We start from the raw sequence: 18,169 nt of genomic DNA, 5'->3' as shown, positions 1-18,169 counted from the left end.
TTGTATTCAGCTGTAGATAAGGACCGGCGCGAGAGCGTCAAGGCGGCCCATGTAGATGTCCGGTAAACGACTTGGCGCTTCTTCGAAGGGAATACGGTGGCTGATCAAAACGTCAAGCTCAGGATCGATCAAGAGTGAAAGCGCCACACCAAGACGGCGTGTATAGTTCCAACGTTCCTGGCGCGAAGCTGGAATCGTTCCCACCTGACTGGATTTCAAAACCAGACGGCGGGAATGGAAGTCAGCCCCAAGCGGCACAGAAACGGTATGTGCTCCATACCAGCTCATTTCAACAACGCTTGCACCATTTCCCGCAGCCTTTAATGCCGTTTCAAGTCCGGCAGAACAAGCACTTGTATGAAACACAAGGTCCTGATTATCAGGCGCGTCCTGCGGCAGGGAAAATTCAAACCCCAGCTTCACTGCCACACCACGCCGCGCCTCATTGACATCAATGAGCGTCACTCTTGTCGCAGGTATTCTGGCAGCCAAGTATGCGGTCAGCAATCCGACCACCCCGCCACCAACCACGCAGATGTGATCCCCAAGTGAAGGCAATCCATCCCATAAAGCATTCAGGGCCGTTTCCATATTGGCCGCGAGTACTGCGCGCTCGGCTGGCAGCCCATCGGGCAGGATATGCAAACCGGACAACGGGGCATTGTAGTGAGTTTGATGTGGAAAAAGGCCGAAGACTTTGCAACCAACGTACTCTGGCGGGCCATCTTCAATTACGCCCACGTTGGCGTAGCCGTACTTAACCGGATAAGGGAATTCGCCATCCTGATTCGGCGCACGCATACGATGCCATTCGCTCTCAGGCACCAGATTTTTGAAAATGAGGCTTTCTGTTCCGCGACTGACGCCAGTCGCAAGTGTTCTAACGCGACTTTGTCCAGATTGCGGAGCTCCAAGAGGTACCTCGCGCACTTCGCACCTCTCACGATAAATATACCACAGAGCCCTTGTTTGCGTTTGAACCGCCATCAACATGTCCCATTCATCCGCGAGAAGAGTTCCGCAGAGTTAAATTATCATCAGGATGACGGCGTAAGCGTCATGAAGATGAGGTCTATTGCCAAGCAACCTGATTTGGAAAGTAAAATATATGCGTAATATACCTGAACCAAGCTACCAGACACCGACTGCGCGCCGCATGACAGGCAGACGCACCGTGTTTGCGATGCTTGTGCTCGTGAGCTTCTTTGCGCTCGCGACCTTGATGGCCATGACATTGGCACCTGGTGGGTTCGGTTTTTTCAAGGCAACAATGTTCTTGTGCTTTCTACTGACCTTGCCATGGACCATCATCGGATTTTGGAACGCCGTCATCGGATTGCTGACCATGCGGCTGGTAAAGAACCCTGCAGCTTTCGTTTGTCCGATAGATACAGGTGATGACACCAAGCGACTGACTTCCAAAACAGCGCTTCTGTCATGCGTTCGCGACGAGGACCCAACAGACCTCGAATCCCGCTTGAACGCGATGCTTGCGGGACTGGTTCGAACCGGCGAAGCTACCGCTTTCTCGCTCTATATCCTGAGTGACACGTCACGTGAGGAAATCGCTTTTGACGAACAGAAGTTGGTTGAACGGCTCTCGCGCCAATGGTCCACAGACATCTGCGTGACTTATCGCAGACGCACGGACAACTCAGGCTTCAAGGCAGGAAATATTGAAGACTTCTGTGATCGTTGGGGTGTGAAGCATGACTTTGCGCTCGTGCTTGATGCCGACAGTTACATGTCTGCCGATGCTATTCTTGGTCTAGTTCGCCGGATGGAAGCCAACCCCAAACTGGGCATTCTTCAGAGCCTCGTAGTCGGGCTTCCAACCGACAGTGCCTTTGCTCGCATTTTTCAGTTTGGCATGCGTCTTGGCATGCGTTCCTACACCATGGGCAGCGCATGGTGGCAGGGCGACTGCGGTCCTTATTGGGGCCACAATGCTCTTCTTCGCATTAAACCTTTCATGGAACAGTGCCGCCTTCCAACACTCCCGGGCAGCGGCCCGTTAAGCGGCTCCATTCTGTCCCATGACCAGGTAGAAGCGACGTTAATGCGTCGTGCTGGATATGAAGTGCGTGTGCTGCCGCAAGAAGGCGGCAGTTATGAAGAAAACCCACCGCATCTTCTGGAATTCATCCGCAGGGATCTGCGCTGGTGCCAGGGTAATCTACAATACGCCTCTCTCCTGGGTCTGCCAAAACTGAAGCTTGTCAGCCGGATCCAACTGCTACTCGCGATGTTGATGTTCATCGGCTCACCGGCCTGGATTGGCTTTATGATCAGCGCGGCCTTGGCTGGGCTTTCGAGTGGTGACACACCGCTGTTTCACCCCACAACGGGCTATTCGTTATTCTTCATCATCATGGGAATGGTTTTTGCCCCCAAGTTGGCAACGGTATTGGACATCATCTCCCGCCCAGACCTTCGCAATGCATTTGGCGGCCCATTCAGAATACTCTTAGGAACCCTGATCGAAATCGCTTATGCGGCGATGCTCGCGCCCGTCATGGCCATGGCGCACACACTGTTCATTGGCGGCCTCATATTCGGTAAGACAATTGGCTGGGGGGCACAAGGGCGCCACGTGGAGCAATTGCCACTTGGACTGGCAACTTCCAGGCTTTGGCCGCAAACTCTTTTTGGCCTTCTTGGCATCGCCTGGATTTCAACCCAGTCACTCGCTGACATCTGGCCCGTCATTCCAATCGCGGCCGGACCTCTGCTGGCGATCCCTTTTGCCATTGGATCTTCCAGCCCAAGATTGGGGTTGCTGGCAATCAAGTCATCTCTCTGGAGAACCCCGGAAGAGGCCAACCCACCTGCCGAACTGGTTCCTCTGGCTTTGAAAGCACTTCGCGAAGAGGCCAACGTGATTCAGGTCGACAGCGAGAGCCTTCACATACCGCCACAAAGAGAACCAGTGCGCGCCGAGGCGTGACCCAAAACAACAAAAACCGGCCTTTGAGCCGGTTTCTTCATATTAACACCTAAAGGCTATAACAGTTAGGCTGCGTTCGATGAAGCCGTCGGCTGCGTCAAGAGACTATAGATCTCTCCAGCATCCGTTGATGCGCGAATGCCCTTGGTGACAGCGCTGTCGCGAAGTTGCCGCGCGATACGAGCCAACGCCTTCAAATGATCTGCGCCTGCTCCCTCGGGTGCCAAGAGCAGAAAGATCAGATCAACGGGCTGATCATCCAATGCGTCAAACTCTATAGGCTTATCAAGCCGCGCAAAAAATCCTGCGATGCCATCAAGCCGGATTAATTTCCCGTGCGGAATCGCAATCCCATTGCCAACTCCAGTTGACCCGAGCCGTTCGCGCTGAAGCAGCGTATCAAAAATCTCACGTTCAGAAAGCCCTGTAAGTTCAGCTGCTTTCGCAGACATCTCCTGAATTGCCTGCTTTTTGCTTTTTGCTTTTAAACCGGCGATTACCGCCTCTTTTTTCAGAAGATCACCAAGATCCATTTCAATCGCCTATGAGTGTCTCGGCGCCGATTTCCAAGAACCGGCGCCAAATCTTGTTCAATTCACTCAGCAGCCTGCTGGGCCACCAAGGCCGGATCAATCCAACCAATATTTCCATCAGAACGACGGTAAACGACGTTCACGCCACCATTTGCCGCATTCTTGAAGAGCACGACTGGAGCTTCTGTGAAGTCCAGCTCCATAACAGCCATGCCAACAGTCAGTGTTTTGACCTTCGCCGAAGTTTCAGCAATCACCAGAGGATTGAAGTCTTCAGGTAACTCATCTTCGTCCTCTGTCGAAGCCAACACATAAGAAGCGGCTTCAAAGTCCTCACGGGCACTGGCATTGTTGCCGTGATGATCCTTTAGCTTCCTCTTGTAGCGCCTGAGGCGCTTTTCAATCTTGTCTGCCGACCTGTCAAAACTCAGACGTGCGTCCTGGTCCTGTGCGGACACCTGCAGCACAATTCCGGTATCCAAATGCAGCGTGCACTCTGATTTGAAACCGGCACCTTCTCTACTCAACGTAACGTGGCCTGTGTAGCCACCTGTAAAGTACTTGGATAGCGCATCTTCAACTCGGTCTGTCACGTGGGTACGCAGTGCGTCACCAACATCAACGTTCTTTCCCGAAATCCGCAAAGGCATGGAGACCTCTTATTCTTGCTAGGACCGAAGGGCCGTCGGCTTACAAAGCTGACGCTTGAAACAGTTCGTGTTTCAAGCCTACAGAATGGACCAGTCAGCGCACAAGCGCCATCCCCCACATCACATACACTTGCGGGCGGTCGTATACGCAAAGTCACACCGACTGTCAATTGTAGGGTATTCGAATTTGAACAGCCTGCCTGCCCAAATATCATCTGGGCGAAGGGGAGAATTCGGTTCAAATCATATTTCAACCGAGAACGATATTAGATTACAGACAGTTATGATCTGGCCCGTTTCTCACGTCGACGCTGTACCGACGACGGAATCTGCATCGCTTCGCGGTATTTTGCTACCGTTCTGCGGGCAATATCCACGCCCTCGTCCTTTAAGCTTTTAACAATCGTATCATCAGAAAGAACTGCACTTGGTAATTCGGCGTCGATCATTTGCTTGATTTTATGCCTTACAGATTCGGCGGAATGGGCATCGCCACCACCGACTGTTGCGGAAATTGCGGATGAGAAAAAATACTTCAGCTCATAAATTCCGCGAGGAGTCGCCATGTACTTGTTCGACGTCACACGACTGATCGTTGATTCGTGCATCCCAATTGCATCGGCAATGGTTTTCAGATTCAACGGTCGTAGATGTTCAATGCCGTAGGTCAAGAATCCGTCTTGCTGACGAACAATCTCGGTCGACACCTTCAAAATCGTCTTCGCGCGCTGATCAAGGCTTTTGACCAACCAGTTTGCCGTTTGCAGACAGTCGGTCAAATATTCTTTCTCGACCTCGTTACGCGCATTCTTGGTGATCGTCGCATAATAGGTCTGATTCACGAGTACTTTTGGCAAAGTGTCCGTATTGAGCTCCACAGCCCATGCACCATCCGGCGAGCGCCGAATGAGAACATCTGGAACCATAGGCTGAACAAGAGACGCTCCGAACACGCTCCCCGGCTTTGGGTCCAAGGCCTTGATCTCGTCGATCATCTCGGTGAGGTCTTCATCATCCACCCGGCAAACGCGCCTGAGTGCAGCATAATCATGCTTGGCCAACAACTCGATATTCTCGATCAGGGCTTCCATCGCCGGATCAAACCGGTTGCGGTCCATCAATTGTAATTTGAGACATTCTGCGAGGCTCCGGGCAAACACGCCTGCGGGCTCAAAAGTTTGCAGAATGGCCAGAACAACCTCAATACGCTCCAACTCGACGCCGAGCTGAAGGGCGGTATCTTCGAGATCTAGGTAGAGATAGCCGTTTTCGTCCAGAGAGTTGATCAGATGTCCTCCGATCAATTTGTCTACAGGGTCCAAAAACGCCAAATTCATCTGATCGTCCAGAGACTGAACCAGTGTCTTGTCTTCAGCCACGAAAGCTTCAAGATTGTAGTCTTCCCCAGCAGCGCCGCTTGAGGTGTTTTTATAGCTATCGCCGCCCTTGAGCGCGGCCGGATCAGGCGAAGCTGGTACACCTGGCTCATCAGGATAGACATTGCCCAAGTCCGTATCCAGACGGGTTGCGATCGCTTCTGAGCCGGTTTCTAGCTGGCTTTCCATCCAGTCACCGGCCTGAGGCTCTTCTGAACTGGAGCCGTTGATTGTCGTCTCAAGACGCTCCGAACGATCATCACCACTAGGTTGCTCGCGCTCCATTTCCTGAGGCTCGACACTTCCGGCCTCACCTTCCGCCTTTTCCAAAAGGGGATTGCGCTCCAGTTCGGCATCCACATACGAAAGCAAATCGAGATTTGACAATTGCAACAGCTTGATCGCCTGCATCAGCTGCGGCGTCATGATCAGCGACTGACTTTGTCGCATCTCTAGCTTTGTTGAAATTGCCATTGAGCTCCGGGCTTCTAAACTTGGTTGGTCCGCTTCTTGCTATACTCTAACCCAAGCCCGATCATCAAAGAGTAAATTGCTCACCAAGATAAAGCCTGCGCACATCCGGATTGGCAACAATCTCATTTGGCAGCCCCTCGGTGAGGACTTCACCGGATGCAATGATATAAGCACGATCAATAAGCCCAAGGGTTTCCCGAACATTATGGTCCGTGATCAAAACGCCAATACCGCGTTCCGTCAAATGCCTGACAAGCTGCTGAATATCTCCAACCGCAATCGGATCGATGCCGGCAAAAGGCTCATCCAGCAACATAAACGACGGACGACTGGCCAAAGCGCGTGCAATTTCCACACGCCGACGCTCACCACCTGACAATGCGATGGACGGCGACTTGCGTAAATGGGTCAGCCCAAACTCAGACAAAAGATTGTCCAGGTCTTCATTTCTTCTTGCCCGGTCTGGCTCAATCACCTCCAAAACCGCACGGATATTCTCTTCAACGGTGAGGCCGCGAAAAATAGACGCTTCCTGAGGTAGATATCCAATTCCCAAACGGGCACGGCGATACATCGGCAAGCGCGTCATATCGAACCCATCAAGGATGATTGACCCCTGATCCGGTCGTATCAGCCCAGTAATCATATAAAATGTAGTGGTCTTGCCAGCACCGTTGGGTCCAAGCAAACCGACAGATTCCCCCGGCCTGACTTCAAGGCTGACGTGCTTGACAACTTGCCGCCGCCCAAAGGTTTTGCCGATTCCATCAACCAACAGTGAACCGGCCCCGCTCTCGACAGTCGCCGCACCTTCATCCGCAGCGGTTTCAGTTGATCCGCTTGAACTAAAAGGAAAAATTTTCACAAGATGGCTTCCGTTACTGAGTGCTTCCGATGCGCATCATGAGATACAACCGCCGGAGCCCTGTCTACATACCGTTAAATAGACAGACCTATTTGTTCTTTAGGCTGTTTGGCTGAATCAGCACTTTCACGCGTCCGGACTTCGGAGCCTGCAAATCAGCCTTCCCGGTCTTCAGGTTCACAGTCAGGCGATTTCCGACCACGACATTAGGCCCCTGACTCAGAACAACTTTCTTACCAGTCATGACCATAACTTCCTGCTTCATATCGAAGCTCGCAGCGTCACCAGTCGCCGTCTGATCCTTGGAAGAGATGTAGACTTGTCCCGTTGCCTCCAGCTTGGAAATTTTCTGCTGGGTAGAGCCCGACGCAGACCCATCATAGAAGACACGTAGTTTATCTGTCTTGAGCTTCGTTTCTCCCTGGGTGACAACAACATCACCCATGAATGTGGCACTGTTGGTCTTGTCTTCCACCTGGAGCTCGCCAGCCTCGATTTCGATAGGTGCTTTATCATTGGAACCAAACCCGGCGAAAGCATCCGAAAACGTTTGAGCGCTGGAAGGCAATGCCGCTGCACAAAGGCAGAAAGTTCCGATCATGGCAGTCTGCAACAGCTTCATCATACCTTAGTCCCCTTGAGCGCCCGGCTTTAGCACCATCTTGATGCCATCCGTAAACCGCACGATCCCGTTATCCTGATCATACGCCAGTTTACCAGCACGAATGTTTCCCTGATCTGAACGAATAACGATCGGTTCAGACGTTTTGAGAGCGCCGGATTTCAAGTTTATGTTCACGTCGGCCATATCGATTGTATAGCCTTCGCTCCACTCTATTTGTAGTCCATTATAGAGCCAAAGTGTTTCCGCGCCATTATCATATGTTCCGTTCAAGGCGGTCAGCTTGGCGCTCTGATCCGGGCTTAAAACAATATCCGCGTGAATATTTTCCAGATCGATGATCTTGGGATCGGTCAGCCGCTGAATCGCCCTCACAGCACGGATCTTATAGGACCGCTCTCCATCGTGGCCTGATAGCTCTGGCTGGTCCATCACCAGCCCGTCGCTGCTCAAGCGGATGTTACCAATTCCCAAACCGGACAGAATGTTGAAGATGACAATCGTACCGATCATACCGGCAAGAATGAGGCCCCCTGATAGCGGCAGCAGAATGCGCAGCACTTTGACGATAGTGCTATGACGACGAGCAACTTTTTGAGGGCGGCTTTCCGCTAGCCTCATAGTCGCCCGGCTTTGCCCGGAAGTCTTGTTCATATCTGCCAATATCATTGCTTCGGATCGTCCGGTCCTGCTCAAGAATGAGCGAAAATATCGTTCTCGCCCCAGCCCTTCAAATCAAGTTCAGCCCGAACCGGTAGAAACTCGAAACAAGCCTTGGCAATATCGGTTCGCCCTTCCCGCTGCAACATTACCTCAAGCCGTGCCTTCAGCTTGTGCAAATGCAGGACATCAGAAGCAGCATAAGCCAACTGCGCATCAGACAAGGTCTCAGCGGCCCAGTCGGAACTCTGCTGCTGCTTAGACAGTTCAACGCCAGTCAATTCACGCGTTATATCTTTTAATCCGTGACGGTCTGTATAGGTGCGCACCAGTTTGGACGCAATTTTCGTACACCAGACAGGGGCAACCTCAATACCTAGGTAATGACTCAGCACCGCAATATCAAAGCGGGCGTAATGAAAAATTTTCGGCTTAGACGGGTCCGCCAGTAACTGCTGAAGATTAGGCGCTTCACTTTGACCACGAGAGATCTGAACCACATCGGCTGTACCATTGCCCGACGATAGCTGAACGACACACAAGCGGTCCCGATGCGGATTAAGACCGAGCGTCTCGGTATCGACAGCGACCGCCTTTGCAGTTTCATAAGCAGAGAGATCTGGAAGATCTCTCTTATGGAAGCGGATCGTCATGATCGATATTAGCTCCTGAAACCATAGCGTTTTGGACGGCAAATTAGCAGCAAAGCTGCGGAAATTCGCCTAAGCTCTCCCCTGTCAGGTAGAACATGCCCAGCCCTCGTGCAAGGTTCAGCACTCGCAATTATGTCAATTGGTGAATGAACCGCAATTCAAGGTAGTGCCTTGAATTCTTTCCATGCGATCCTTTGCTGAAACACATAACCGCAAAAGAGCCAGCAAAAGCGATTAGAACTCAGCTTTTGACACCAAGATGGCCGCGCAGAATTTCAACATGAAATCCCCGTTTAAGCAGCATATCATCCATATAGGCTGCTCTCAAAGGCTGTCGAACCAGGCACCATTGATCGTGACATCCTCGATCATCTGCGTTTTCACACCCAGATCATATTGCTTCAGCAAATCACACAGCCGGTCGCCGTCTATCAGGTCGATGGCAATCGCGCCATCGCGGGTGGCTTCTTCTGAGGCCTGGCTGGTGAAGGTGCCCGTGGTGATGAACAGGCCCTTGTCGGCGCGGCCTTGCAGGGCGCCGCGGAAGTCGCGGATTTCCTTGGACCCGACGCTGCCCTTCCAGCGTTTGCACTGAAAATAGACCTGAAACGACACCAGATTCACCCGCAAGACCCCGACACCGTCGATGCCGCCATCGCCGGTTTTGCCGCGCACTTCCACCTTGATGAAACCGGCTTCGCGAAGCAACCGCTGGGACAGGCGTTCAAAAGCTGACGGGTCCATGGCGCGCAAGGTTTCAAGGAGCTTGGATTTCCAGTCCTCGCTTGCTGTATCCTGAGCCACATCCTCAAGACTACGAGGATCTTCCAGCGGTGTGCCGGTTTGTTTCTTTTTGGCCTGACGCTTGAGCTTTGCGCGTTCGCGCTCTTCGTCGTTCACCTGTTTGTAAATTGCCTGGGTTTGCGAGATGGAGGCAATCTGCTCTCCCTTGTCAGTCAGTGCCCACACGCCCCGAGCAGAGTTCTCAAGCGCACCACCACGCCTCAAAAACGTCCGTGCCCAGCCTAGGTAATAGTTCACACGTGTGCGTTGGTCATCGCCGGACATGAGATGGGATTGTTCTGTCTCGCTCAGTTCTTCAATCTCGATGACTTTTTCGTCGAGTTCCTGAATGGACGCAGACCCGCCGATTTGCCGGAGAGCTTCTACCGTCGCCAGCATCATGCCGGTGAGATCCGGCAAGCCTTCAGCTTCAATGGTGAAACGACGTCTCATTCAATTTTCCTCTTATGCGGCGTAGCGGCCATCTTCAGTCAATTGTGCTTGTCCCAGCGCCGCGAGGCTTTCCAACAGAGGCTGCACGGCCGTGGTGCGGGCACGGGCAAAGCGGCGGGCGATTTGTTCGGGGGAGGCCTCTCCCATCTCCAGCAGGGCTTCGCGCACGGCGGCGATTTGGTCGGGCAAGCCTTTGGGCCATGGGGCTTTTTCCACCTTGGCAACAACGCCGAGATCCATGTCGGTGGTTTTGCCTTTTTCGGCCTTGGCACCGGTTGGGTTTTGATACTCGGGGCGCAGCCAGCGGATGTGACCTGAGGCCTCCTCTGCAGCGCGGGTCTTGTTGAGATCAACCAAGCGCATCAGGATCTCTTCGTCGCTCAGATCAACAGGCCAGCCATAGGCATCGGCCACGGCGGCGTCGATTTGATCATGCAGATCGCGCAGGATACCGATCAGGCCCTGGTCGTAGATCTCTTTGTCCTTGCCCTCGATGGCCTCGCCCGCGCGCAGCTTTTCCAGCACGTTGTACATCTGTGTCAGCGTCAGTTTGGGGTGCACCGCCTGCTGCCGCTTGCGATGGGCATCGAGATCCTCTCCGAGAGTGCGGAGAAGGACCTTTTGAGTTTCGGTGAGTTCCGGGAACGGGAAGGGGTCGAAGCAGCGGGATTTGTTGTAGCGCGGACGATCTTCTAGTGTACCGCCCTGCGCCAGTGACCAAACGACATGTGTCCGACTTGAAAGCACCGCCAGACTGCTTGCGTCTTCAATAGCAAACATCACAGTTGTACTGTCTGCAATTGCACTTGATGGGACATAAACAAAGGTTCGATGCGACGCCGTCAACGAAGATACGACCAATGTCTTCAATCCCTTGATAGCTGGACGGAAGGTGTTTCGAGCCTCCCCATATACCCACCAGTTATCTCGCACAGATTTTCTAGCATTCTGGGCTCGCTCAGGAAGCACACTATCGACCAAATGTTGATAAATAGCAGGGTATTTCTGACGAATAGTCGCCTCTTCAATCCCGCAAACGTCTATTGCAACCATAGCCTCAGCTTTTCGTTGAATTCCTAACCCTCCAATCCACGGCTTGAGAACATCAGAATTTTTGATGTCTGTATCCCTAAAATGCTGTGCTGTTGCAGGTGAGAGTAAAAAACCTTTGCCAGTCAACTGGAAGCCTACTGAACATACGCCTAAGTTCGAGGACAGCGCTTTTGCAGATAGCAAATCTGCCCAATTCTCAAGTCAGGATAGACTGCCCCGCGCACCTCCGACATTTCGACAATCACCCCCTCAGCGGAAACCACGTTATCGTTCTCAGAAGTCACCGAGAGCAATCGGCCCTCACGTGTTCCCATTGCACCCACCGTCATTGAGATACGCACCGCAGCACCATCAGAGGCATCTACCCAGGGGTGATCTGGAATTACGTAGAGCAATGATAATGGCTTTTTGGGGTCTCCCATATGTCGTGCCGACACTGCACGATTGAATGTCTGGCTCAACGAATTTGTCGTGATCAAACCAAACCTGCGTGTACCTTTGCCAGACTTTCGGTCGAAGGCACGTGCTGCCAATGCGGCCTTTTCCCACCAATACATGACGTAATCAGCATTCTCGGGAACATTCTTGTAGGCAATTCGTAGCGCCTCTAGATAACCATCGGCATAAGCCTTTCGAATATTGCGCAGCCCAATAAACGGCGGATTGCCAACGATGAATGTCGCCTTGGGCCATGTGGTGGCTTTCGGTTTAGCATAGTCATAGACCTGCACACGGGCGGCGGGGTCTGGCACCTCTTCGCCGGTGACTTGGTGACGCACAGTGGTGACGCCATCCCAACGGGTCACAGGGGTGCCGGTGTCATCCACACGCGGCGTGCGCGCGGACCAATCCAATACGGCATCGCGGTTTTCAATGTTCTTGAAGTCGCGCAACACGGGCTCTGACGGGGCGGCGATGCCATGGGTGCGGTAGTGCCATTGCAGATAGCCGATCCACAGCACCAGCTCGGCCACATTGGCGGCCCAGGTGTTGAGCTCAATCCCCAGAAACTGATGTGGGTCAACGGTGATAAAGCTGGCTTGCGTTTCGCCCAGCTCCTCCATCAGGCTAGTGACTTCGCCCTCCAGCCGCTTCATCATCTCCAGGGCGACGTTGCCCGAGCCACAGGCGGGGTCAAGCACGCGCACTTCGCACAGATCATGGTGGAAGTCCTTGACCAGTTTCAGCGCCTGATCGGTTTTGCCATCGGCATTCAGGCGTTGCACCGCGATCTGCACGTTGCGCCAATCATCGCGCAGGGGCTCCATGATCGTGGGGGTAACAAGGCGTTCGACATAGGCGCGCGGGGTGTAATGCGCCCCCAGTTTGTGGCGTTGTTTGGCATCCAGGGCGCGCTCCAACAGTGTGCCGAAAATCGCGGGTTCCACCTGTTTCCAATCGGCTTCGGCGGCCTCAATCAAGAGACCCAGCTGCAGATTGTTCAGTGGCAGGGCATCGGCATCTTTGAACAGCCCGCCGTTAAAGCGTTTGAGGTCTTTGGTGAGTACGGGGGAAAACCCGCCGGTGTTCATGGTTTGCCACAGGCTTTTGAGCGTCGGTTGGGCATGTTCGGGATGGCCGCGCAGCTCTTTGAGCTTGGCGGTGAAGCTGCCATAGGGGATCAGATCAACGTCTTCGGCAAACATGGAGAAGAGGCAGCGCATGAGGAAGCGCGCAACGGTTTCGCTGTCATGGCCCTGACCCTCGAAGCTCTTGCCAAGTTCCGCCAGATGGGTCGCGATTTCCCGGGTGACTTTTGCGGCGACAAGCGACGGGTCGAGGGATAGCGGATCTGTCCAGAGCGTCTTGAGGAATGTGCGAACTTCCTGCTTGCGCAGGTCCTCCAGCGTGATCCGGTAACGGTTGCCGTCCGGAAACTGGGTGTAGCCCTGCCCGGCGCGGGAGAAGTCCGCATAAATCTCGAACACATGCCCAACATCGACCACCATCAGGAACGGTGGCCAGCCGTCTTCCCTGGACACGGCACGTGCATAACCGTCGGCCTGGTTCCGAGCCTTCAGCATGGTGTCGTCCCATTTGGCCGTGCCGCGTGGTCCATGGCCGAGCTTTGCCTTGGGAGCATCCCTATCCGCCAGAAGCTTCAGCTGGTCCTGATCTTCCGGCTTGACCTTGTCACCGCCTTGCTTGGCTTCAAGGATAAAACAGCCGCGCTTGTAGAGATCGATCCGGCCCCGGCTGTTGCGGCCTGTGTGGGTGAAGGTGACCGGTCGCTCGAAGCGATAATCGTTGTTCTCGCCGTCGCTGGTCGCAGGTTTGGGCCGGTCGACACCCAGCAGATCCGTCAATTCATTCGCAAAAGTCTGGAAATTAGCCATCTCGCTGCGGCTGGACGGTTTCCAGCGGTCCATGAAGGCGTCAATAGGGACGGACATGGAAATAGTGCACAACGAAGACCTCAAAACAGAGGACCAATCACTACCCATCGAGTGCCTAAGCCTAGGGAAAAACAATCTGTGCGGTCAGGGTTTCCAATGCCCGCAAGCGTGAGCAATTCTTTGGTGAACTTGAACTGCCCAGAAACGAAAAAACCGGCCATGGAGGCCGGTTTTTTCGTATTCTTCGTTGGTAAGCGAAGAGATTATTTGGTGCCCAGAAGAGGACTCGAACCTCCACACCCTTGCGAGTACCAGCACCTGAAGCTGGCGCGTCTACCAATTCCGCCATCTGGGCTTAGGAGGCGCTTTTAGGGTTGCGACAGGACCTTGTCAATCCGGGAAATGAAAACATATATTTTCATTCACAGTCCGATGTTTGACAGCTTGACGATTTACTGGCGGATAAACCAAAGGCCTTCACAGGTTGATAGCAAAGGTCTAATAGACTGGTGACCGTCTGGTTCCTTCTGAACAGACAAATTTTGGACGCGACACTTACACAAACGCGGCGTTATAGCTGCGACAGGGGCAACCGGCATGTCCACGGCTCTCAATGGAAAACTCGTAACAGTCTTTGGTGCATCCGGTTTTGTCGGACGCCATATCGTGCAGGCACTCGCCCGGCGCGGCTACCGCATTCGCGCAGCTGTTCGTCGGCCAGATCTTGCCGAACACCTGCAGCCACTTGGCGCGCCAGGGCAGATCATGCCCGTTCAGGCGAACCTGCGATATCGCTGGTCCGTTGATCGTGCCGTCGAAGGCGCTGATGCCGTCGTAAATGCGGTCGGCATTCTTTCGCCAACCGGCAAGCAGAGCTTTGATGCCGTGCAGTCCTTTGGGCCGCGCGCCATAGCCGAAGCTGCCCGCTCCGCAGGTATTTCCGCCATCACGCATGTTTCCGCCATCGGCGCGGATGCTGACTCCCCCTCCGCTTATGCAAGATCCAAAGCGGCCGGTGAAGCTGGCGTTCTTGAAACCCTGCCAGACAGCGTCATCCTGCGACCTTCCATCGTCTTCGGACGAGAAGATGATTTCTTCAACAAGTTCGCTGCGATGTCCCGCATATCACCTGCCCTGCCCCTGATCGGCAATGGCGTGACCAAGTTCCAGCCTGTCTATGTCTGTGATGTTGCGGAAGCTGTTGCAAAAGCAGTCGACGGAGACCTTGCCGCCGGTAACGTTTACGAACTGGGTGGACCAGAAGTCGTCAGCTTCAAGGAATGCCTTGAGCAGATGCAGAGCATTACCCGCTCCAAACGTTTGCTTCTGCCTATCCCGTTCGGCATCGCCAGCATGCTCGGCAAGTGCATGCAGATATTGCCAAAGCCGCTGCTCACTGCCGATCAGGTCACCCTGCTCCGCACGGACAACGTTGTTTCTGCAGATGCGATGAAAAAAGGCCTGACACTGGAAGGCCTCGGTATCCGGCCTTCAACCCTTGCCGCCATCCTACCGACCTATCTGGATCGCTTTCGCGAACACGGACAGTACGACGCGCACCGTCCAGCTTGATCAAGCAGACGTGGTATTTGTGAATGAAATTTTCGGGCGGCCATTGGTCGCCCGTTTTTCGTTCCAGTTCAATCTTGCGGTCGCCGCTTGCGCCCTAGTTCGTCCGGAGCCAAGCGATAGCCTTCAGAAGTACGGGTCAATCCGATGTCCCGCAAGCCGCGATCATCCAACCTTCGCAAAGCCCTCACTGTTCGGCGATATTGAATGCTGCGCAGCGCAGCTTTCAAAGTCAGAGTAATCAAGTCCCTCAAAATCGCACGGCCAGAAACCTTTTGGCCAGATTTTCTATCAGTCACCATGGTCATGTTTTCAGCTCCAGTCACACTGGCCAGCAGTCCTGTCCACCGGCCTTGAGCTGAAGATGCCCGGTCAATCCTGACAACAGGGAGTCAGGTATATTCTTGTTCTGTTCCTTTTTCTCAAAAAAGCCTAACGTGGGCGAGAATGGAAGGAAGATCATGAACCCGATAGAGCGCGCCCTTGGTATTCTGCTGCTACTTACAGGCGGCAAGTTGGTGACAGCGACCACCCTTGCCGAACGGTTCGAGGTTTCACTGCGCACCATCTACCGGGACATAGACCGGTTGCTGGCTCTCGGCGTTCCGGTTGATGCGGAAAGAGGCGCGGAGGGCGGTTACCGTCTGCCACGCGACTACATGCAACCGCCTGTGGCCCTCACCCGCAATGAGACAGCCGCGTTGTTGACGGCCCTGGCAACCGTGCGCGGCATCCGCACCATTCCATTAATGGACGATCTGCAGGCCGCCGAACGCAAACTCATCGCAACTCTGCCAAAAGCCGTCCTCACCTTGCTGGGACAAGCCGAACGCGTGATTGGTGTTGAGCCAGTGCCCATCGACATATTTCACGCCGAAACAAAGGCAAAGACCACAGACGCATGGCAAGCGGCCCTTGACGGTTTCATGCTTGGCCTCCTGGACAATTGCAGGGTCCGGTTTGACCATCACAATCCATCCCGTACAGCCCCTCGCGCCCATGACGTAGAGCCATGCGGCATTCTTTACGACAGAAACCTCTGGTATCTGGCAGGCCGGTCTGTGGAAACAGATGAGATGAAACTCTACCGCGCTGATCGCGTGCGCAACATCGAAGTCAGCGGTTTGCGGTTTCAGCCAGATCCATCTTTCGACATAAAGCATCTGTTGGGCGGGGCCTGGTTGTCACAAGCCATGCGTCGCTGGGAGAAGGAAGGCCCCATTGCGCAAATCAGGGTGACTGCAGAACAATCAAAGCGGTTGGCGCAAGATTGGTACTATCGACATGTGATTTTTACGCCCGCTCCAGATGGCAACGTCATGATCAGCATTCCAAACGCTGAGGCAATCAACCTGTTCCCGTTGATACGCTGGCTTGGCGCTGGCGCCGAACTGATAGAGCCAGCACATCTGCGCAAAGCACTGGCCGCTGAACTCAGTGAAATGGCGCGAGTTCATCGAGACCCAGCCCTCTGATGGGTTTAAGCGCCAGCTGCCTAGCCGAAGTAATAGAGACCCATGAAGCCGAGAAGACCGACCACAATCCGCCACCAGGCGAATGGGGCGAAGCCGTGGCGAGAGACAAAATCAAGCAGCCGGCGGACAACGAACAGCCCTGCCACGAAAGAGGCGATAAAGCCGATGGCAATGAGCATCGCATCGTCCATCGAGAGCACATTCCGGTTTTTGTAAAGATCGTAGGCAAAAGCCCCCGTCATGGTCGGCATGGCCAGAAAGAAAGAAAACTCAGCCGCGGAGCGTTTATCCGTGCCCATCAACAGCGATCCGGCAATGGTCGATCCGGAACGGGATACACCGGGCACCATCGCCAGACACTGGAACAGGCCTATCTTGAAGCAAAGGCTCAAGGGGTAGTCCATGATGTCAGTGTAGCGCGGCTTCAACGGCAATCGGTCAATCCAAAGAAGAATGATCCCGCCGACCAACAGGGTGCTGCATATGAGCGCTGGAGACTGAAACAAGACAGTCTTAATAAATCCATGAGCCATAACGCCGACAACGGCTGCGGGAAGAAACGCCAGCAAAATACCAAACACAAACCGGCGAGACGCCTGACTGCTTGGAAGGGAAGTCGCCAGGTTCCAAAGTCGACCGAAATAGACGCTCAAAATAGCTAGAATCGCGCCAAGCTGAATCAGAACCTCAAACGTCTTGCCAGTGCTCTCAAAACCCAAAAAATGACCAAGCAAAAGGACGTGCCCGGTCGACGATACCGGGATAAATTCCGTCAGACCTTCAACTATCCCCAGAATCAGTGCGTTGATGATCGTTTGGTCTTCCATCAAAATGTCTCCAATTTTCACCAGATATCCATCGCTGGCGCAGATTGTCCGGTCACATGGCCGAAATAGCTCAAATTAAGTTGTCAGCGTCAAACCCTTGATAACCACCCTTAAGACATAATTGACAGCTATCGGCACCAGAATCGTTGCCGCACCGTTCCACATACCTCAGGCCGTCTAAAGCCGTTCATGTTCACGCTCTATCATCATCCATTCTCCCCGTCTTCCCGCTTCGTCCGTTTGATGCTGAGGGAGTATGGGGCCGACTATCAGGAACGCTGTTTTGATCCTTGGGAACGCCCCGGTGAGCTTCTGCAACTGAACCCTGCTGGCACTGTGCCCATTCTGGTGGAAAATGAAGGCCCGGCTATTTGTGGCCCGATGCCTATCATGGAATATCTTGATGAAACGCGTGGCTATGCGGTCGCGGATCGACGCTTAATGCCGGATCACCCGGACGCTCGCGCCGAATGCCGCCGCCTTGTGGATTGGTCACTCTGCAAATTTGACACTGAGGTCGTCGGACATCTGGTCCGGGAACGGATTTACAAACAAACGATGCCAAAATCCGCAGGTGGCGGAGCGCCGGATTCTGCGGCCTTGAGGGTCGCACGGGCAAATATTCACCATCACCTTCGGTATTTCAGCTATCTTGTTGCCTCTCGCAGGTGGATTGCCGGAGATCGGCTTTCCTTCGCAGATCTCGCATTAGGTGCAGCTCTGTCCTGCGCGGATTATTTGGGCGAGGTGCCATGGGCAAACGAGGAAAACGTCAAGAACTGGTACGCGCGGGTCAAATCGCGCCCGAGCATGCGGCCTCTTTTGTCCGAGAAAATACTCGGGATGCCAGCCTCCGTCACCTATGCGGATCTCGATTTCTAAGCAAAGCTGCA

Annotated in this window: 17 protein-coding genes and 1 tRNA gene; 4 read left to right on the top strand and 14 right to left on the bottom strand. The window is 53.8% G+C overall.

The features are described from left to right. Nucleotides 1–6: 6 nt before the first annotated feature. On the bottom strand, nt 7–930 hold the full coding sequence (locus V6575_RS20755; RefSeq protein ID WP_340277115.1) for a zinc-dependent alcohol dehydrogenase: 924 nt from the start codon (nt 928–930) through the stop codon (nt 7–9). Between the two features lie 178 nt (nt 931–1,108). Here V6575_RS20755 and mdoH point away from each other — a divergent pair, with 178 nt between their 5' ends. Beyond that, the gene (gene mdoH / locus V6575_RS20750; RefSeq protein WP_340277114.1) at nt 1,109–2,947 is read left to right on the top strand and encodes a glucans biosynthesis glucosyltransferase MdoH; all 1,839 of its coding nucleotides are present in this window, start codon (nt 1,109–1,111) and stop codon (nt 2,945–2,947) included. Nucleotides 2,948–3,012: 65 nt separating this feature from the next. Here the strand turns inward: mdoH and ptsN are convergent, their stop codons facing one another. The 11 genes from ptsN to V6575_RS20695 form a co-directional block, all read right to left on the bottom strand. Then, complete coding sequence (gene ptsN / locus V6575_RS20745; RefSeq protein WP_340277113.1) at nt 3,013–3,480, bottom strand: PTS IIA-like nitrogen regulatory protein PtsN; 468 nt, start codon at nt 3,478–3,480, stop codon at nt 3,013–3,015. 62 nt (nt 3,481–3,542) lie between these two features. Further along, nucleotides 3,543–4,130, bottom strand: a complete 588-nt coding sequence (gene hpf / locus V6575_RS20740) for a ribosome hibernation-promoting factor, HPF/YfiA family (RefSeq protein WP_340277111.1) — start codon at nt 4,128–4,130, stop codon at nt 3,543–3,545. Nucleotides 4,131–4,411: 281 nt separating this feature from the next. Then, entirely contained in the window at nt 4,412–5,980 is a 1,569-nt protein-coding gene (gene rpoN / locus V6575_RS20735; protein WP_340277110.1) for an RNA polymerase factor sigma-54, read from the bottom strand. A gap of 64 nt (nt 5,981–6,044) precedes the next feature. Continuing rightward, complete coding sequence (lptB, locus tag V6575_RS20730; protein ID WP_340277108.1) at nt 6,045–6,845, bottom strand: LPS export ABC transporter ATP-binding protein; 801 nt, start codon at nt 6,843–6,845, stop codon at nt 6,045–6,047. A gap of 88 nt (nt 6,846–6,933) precedes the next feature. Further along, complete coding sequence (gene lptA, locus V6575_RS20725) at nt 6,934–7,470, bottom strand: lipopolysaccharide transport periplasmic protein LptA (RefSeq protein WP_340277106.1); 537 nt, start codon at nt 7,468–7,470, stop codon at nt 6,934–6,936. A 3-nt stretch (nt 7,471–7,473) separates the two neighbouring features. Beyond that, nucleotides 7,474–8,121 carry an LPS export ABC transporter periplasmic protein LptC gene (gene lptC, locus V6575_RS20720; protein WP_340277104.1) on the bottom strand — a complete coding sequence of 216 codons (648 nt, stop codon included), beginning with the start codon at nt 8,119–8,121 and terminating at the stop codon, nt 7,474–7,476. 38 nt (nt 8,122–8,159) lie between these two features. After that, nucleotides 8,160–8,780 (bottom strand): ribonuclease D, encoded by a 621-nt coding sequence (locus V6575_RS20715; RefSeq protein WP_340277102.1) that lies wholly within the window; start codon nt 8,778–8,780, stop codon nt 8,160–8,162. A gap of 324 nt (nt 8,781–9,104) precedes the next feature. Next, the gene (locus V6575_RS20710) at nt 9,105–10,016 is read right to left on the bottom strand and encodes a restriction endonuclease (RefSeq protein WP_340277100.1); all 912 of its coding nucleotides are present in this window, start codon (nt 10,014–10,016) and stop codon (nt 9,105–9,107) included. 12 nt (nt 10,017–10,028) lie between these two features. Beyond that, complete coding sequence (locus V6575_RS20705) at nt 10,029–11,252, bottom strand: type IIL restriction-modification enzyme MmeI (protein WP_340277097.1); 1,224 nt, start codon at nt 11,250–11,252, stop codon at nt 10,029–10,031. After that, the gene (locus V6575_RS20700; RefSeq protein WP_340277096.1) at nt 11,219–13,462 is read right to left on the bottom strand and encodes a DNA methyltransferase; all 2,244 of its coding nucleotides are present in this window, start codon (nt 13,460–13,462) and stop codon (nt 11,219–11,221) included. Before V6575_RS20700 ends, V6575_RS20705 begins: the two co-directional genes overlap by 34 nt. 211 nt (nt 13,463–13,673) lie before the next feature. Beyond that, nucleotides 13,674–13,760: transfer RNA gene (locus V6575_RS20695), tRNA-Leu, on the bottom strand. Between the two features lie 242 nt (nt 13,761–14,002). Here V6575_RS20695 and V6575_RS20690 point away from each other — a divergent pair. Continuing rightward, nucleotides 14,003–14,977 (top strand): complex I NDUFA9 subunit family protein, encoded by a 975-nt coding sequence (locus V6575_RS20690; RefSeq protein ID WP_340277095.1) that lies wholly within the window; start codon nt 14,003–14,005, stop codon nt 14,975–14,977. Nucleotides 14,978–15,045: 68 nt separating this feature from the next. On the opposite strand, the gene V6575_RS20685 is transcribed toward V6575_RS20690, so the two are convergent. Beyond that, on the bottom strand, nt 15,046–15,282 hold the full coding sequence (locus tag V6575_RS20685; protein ID WP_340277094.1) for a DUF1127 domain-containing protein: 237 nt from the start codon (nt 15,280–15,282) through the stop codon (nt 15,046–15,048). 153 nt (nt 15,283–15,435) lie between these two features. Between V6575_RS20685 and V6575_RS20680 the strand changes: the two genes are divergently transcribed. After that, entirely contained in the window at nt 15,436–16,449 is a 1,014-nt protein-coding gene (locus tag V6575_RS20680) for a helix-turn-helix transcriptional regulator (RefSeq protein ID WP_340277093.1), read from the top strand. Nucleotides 16,450–16,469: 20 nt separating this feature from the next. Here the strand turns inward: V6575_RS20680 and V6575_RS20675 are convergent, their stop codons facing one another. After that, on the bottom strand, nt 16,470–17,276 hold the full coding sequence (locus V6575_RS20675; protein ID WP_340277092.1) for an undecaprenyl-diphosphate phosphatase: 807 nt from the start codon (nt 17,274–17,276) through the stop codon (nt 16,470–16,472). A gap of 189 nt (nt 17,277–17,465) precedes the next feature. On the opposite strand from V6575_RS20675, the gene V6575_RS20670 reads away from it, so the two are divergent. Next, complete coding sequence (locus tag V6575_RS20670) at nt 17,466–18,158, top strand: glutathione S-transferase family protein (RefSeq protein WP_340277091.1); 693 nt, start codon at nt 17,466–17,468, stop codon at nt 18,156–18,158. The last annotated feature ends 11 nt before the right edge of the window (nt 18,159–18,169 follow it).

Source organism: Roseibium algae, assembly GCF_037783265.1.
Classification (GTDB): domain Bacteria; phylum Pseudomonadota; class Alphaproteobacteria; order Rhizobiales; family Stappiaceae; genus Roseibium; species Roseibium algae.
This window is presented reverse-complemented; position numbering and strand designations above follow the sequence as displayed.

Bases quoted from the DNA above. Each gene is read 5' to 3' on its own strand.
- mdoH (WP_340277114.1), top strand. From the start codon at position 1,109: ATGCGTAATATACCTGAACCAAGCTACCAGACACCGACTGCGCGCCGC.
- ptsN (WP_340277113.1), bottom strand. From the start codon at position 3,480: ATGGATCTTGGTGATCTTCTGAAAAAAGAGGCGGTAATCGCCGGTTTA.
- hpf (WP_340277111.1), bottom strand. From the start codon at position 4,130: ATGCCTTTGCGGATTTCGGGAAAGAACGTTGATGTTGGTGACGCACTG.
- rpoN (WP_340277110.1), bottom strand. From the start codon at position 5,980: ATGGCAATTTCAACAAAGCTAGAGATGCGACAAAGTCAGTCGCTGATC.
- lptA (WP_340277106.1), bottom strand. From the start codon at position 7,470: ATGATGAAGCTGTTGCAGACTGCCATGATCGGAACTTTCTGCCTTTGT.
- lptC (WP_340277104.1), bottom strand. From the start codon at position 8,121: ATGAACAAGACTTCCGGGCAAAGCCGGGCGACTATGAGGCTAGCGGAA.
- V6575_RS20715 (WP_340277102.1), bottom strand. From the start codon at position 8,780: ATGACGATCCGCTTCCATAAGAGAGATCTTCCAGATCTCTCTGCTTAT.
- V6575_RS20710 (WP_340277100.1), bottom strand. From the start codon at position 10,016: ATGAGACGTCGTTTCACCATTGAAGCTGAAGGCTTGCCGGATCTCACC.
- V6575_RS20700 (WP_340277096.1), bottom strand. From the start codon at position 13,462: ATGTCCGTCCCTATTGACGCCTTCATGGACCGCTGGAAACCGTCCAGC.
- V6575_RS20690 (WP_340277095.1), top strand. From the start codon at position 14,003: ATGTCCACGGCTCTCAATGGAAAACTCGTAACAGTCTTTGGTGCATCC.
- V6575_RS20685 (WP_340277094.1), bottom strand. From the start codon at position 15,282: ATGACCATGGTGACTGATAGAAAATCTGGCCAAAAGGTTTCTGGCCGT.
- V6575_RS20680 (WP_340277093.1), top strand. From the start codon at position 15,436: ATGAACCCGATAGAGCGCGCCCTTGGTATTCTGCTGCTACTTACAGGC.
- V6575_RS20675 (WP_340277092.1), bottom strand. From the start codon at position 17,276: ATGGAAGACCAAACGATCATCAACGCACTGATTCTGGGGATAGTTGAA.
- V6575_RS20670 (WP_340277091.1), top strand. From the start codon at position 17,466: ATGTTCACGCTCTATCATCATCCATTCTCCCCGTCTTCCCGCTTCGTC.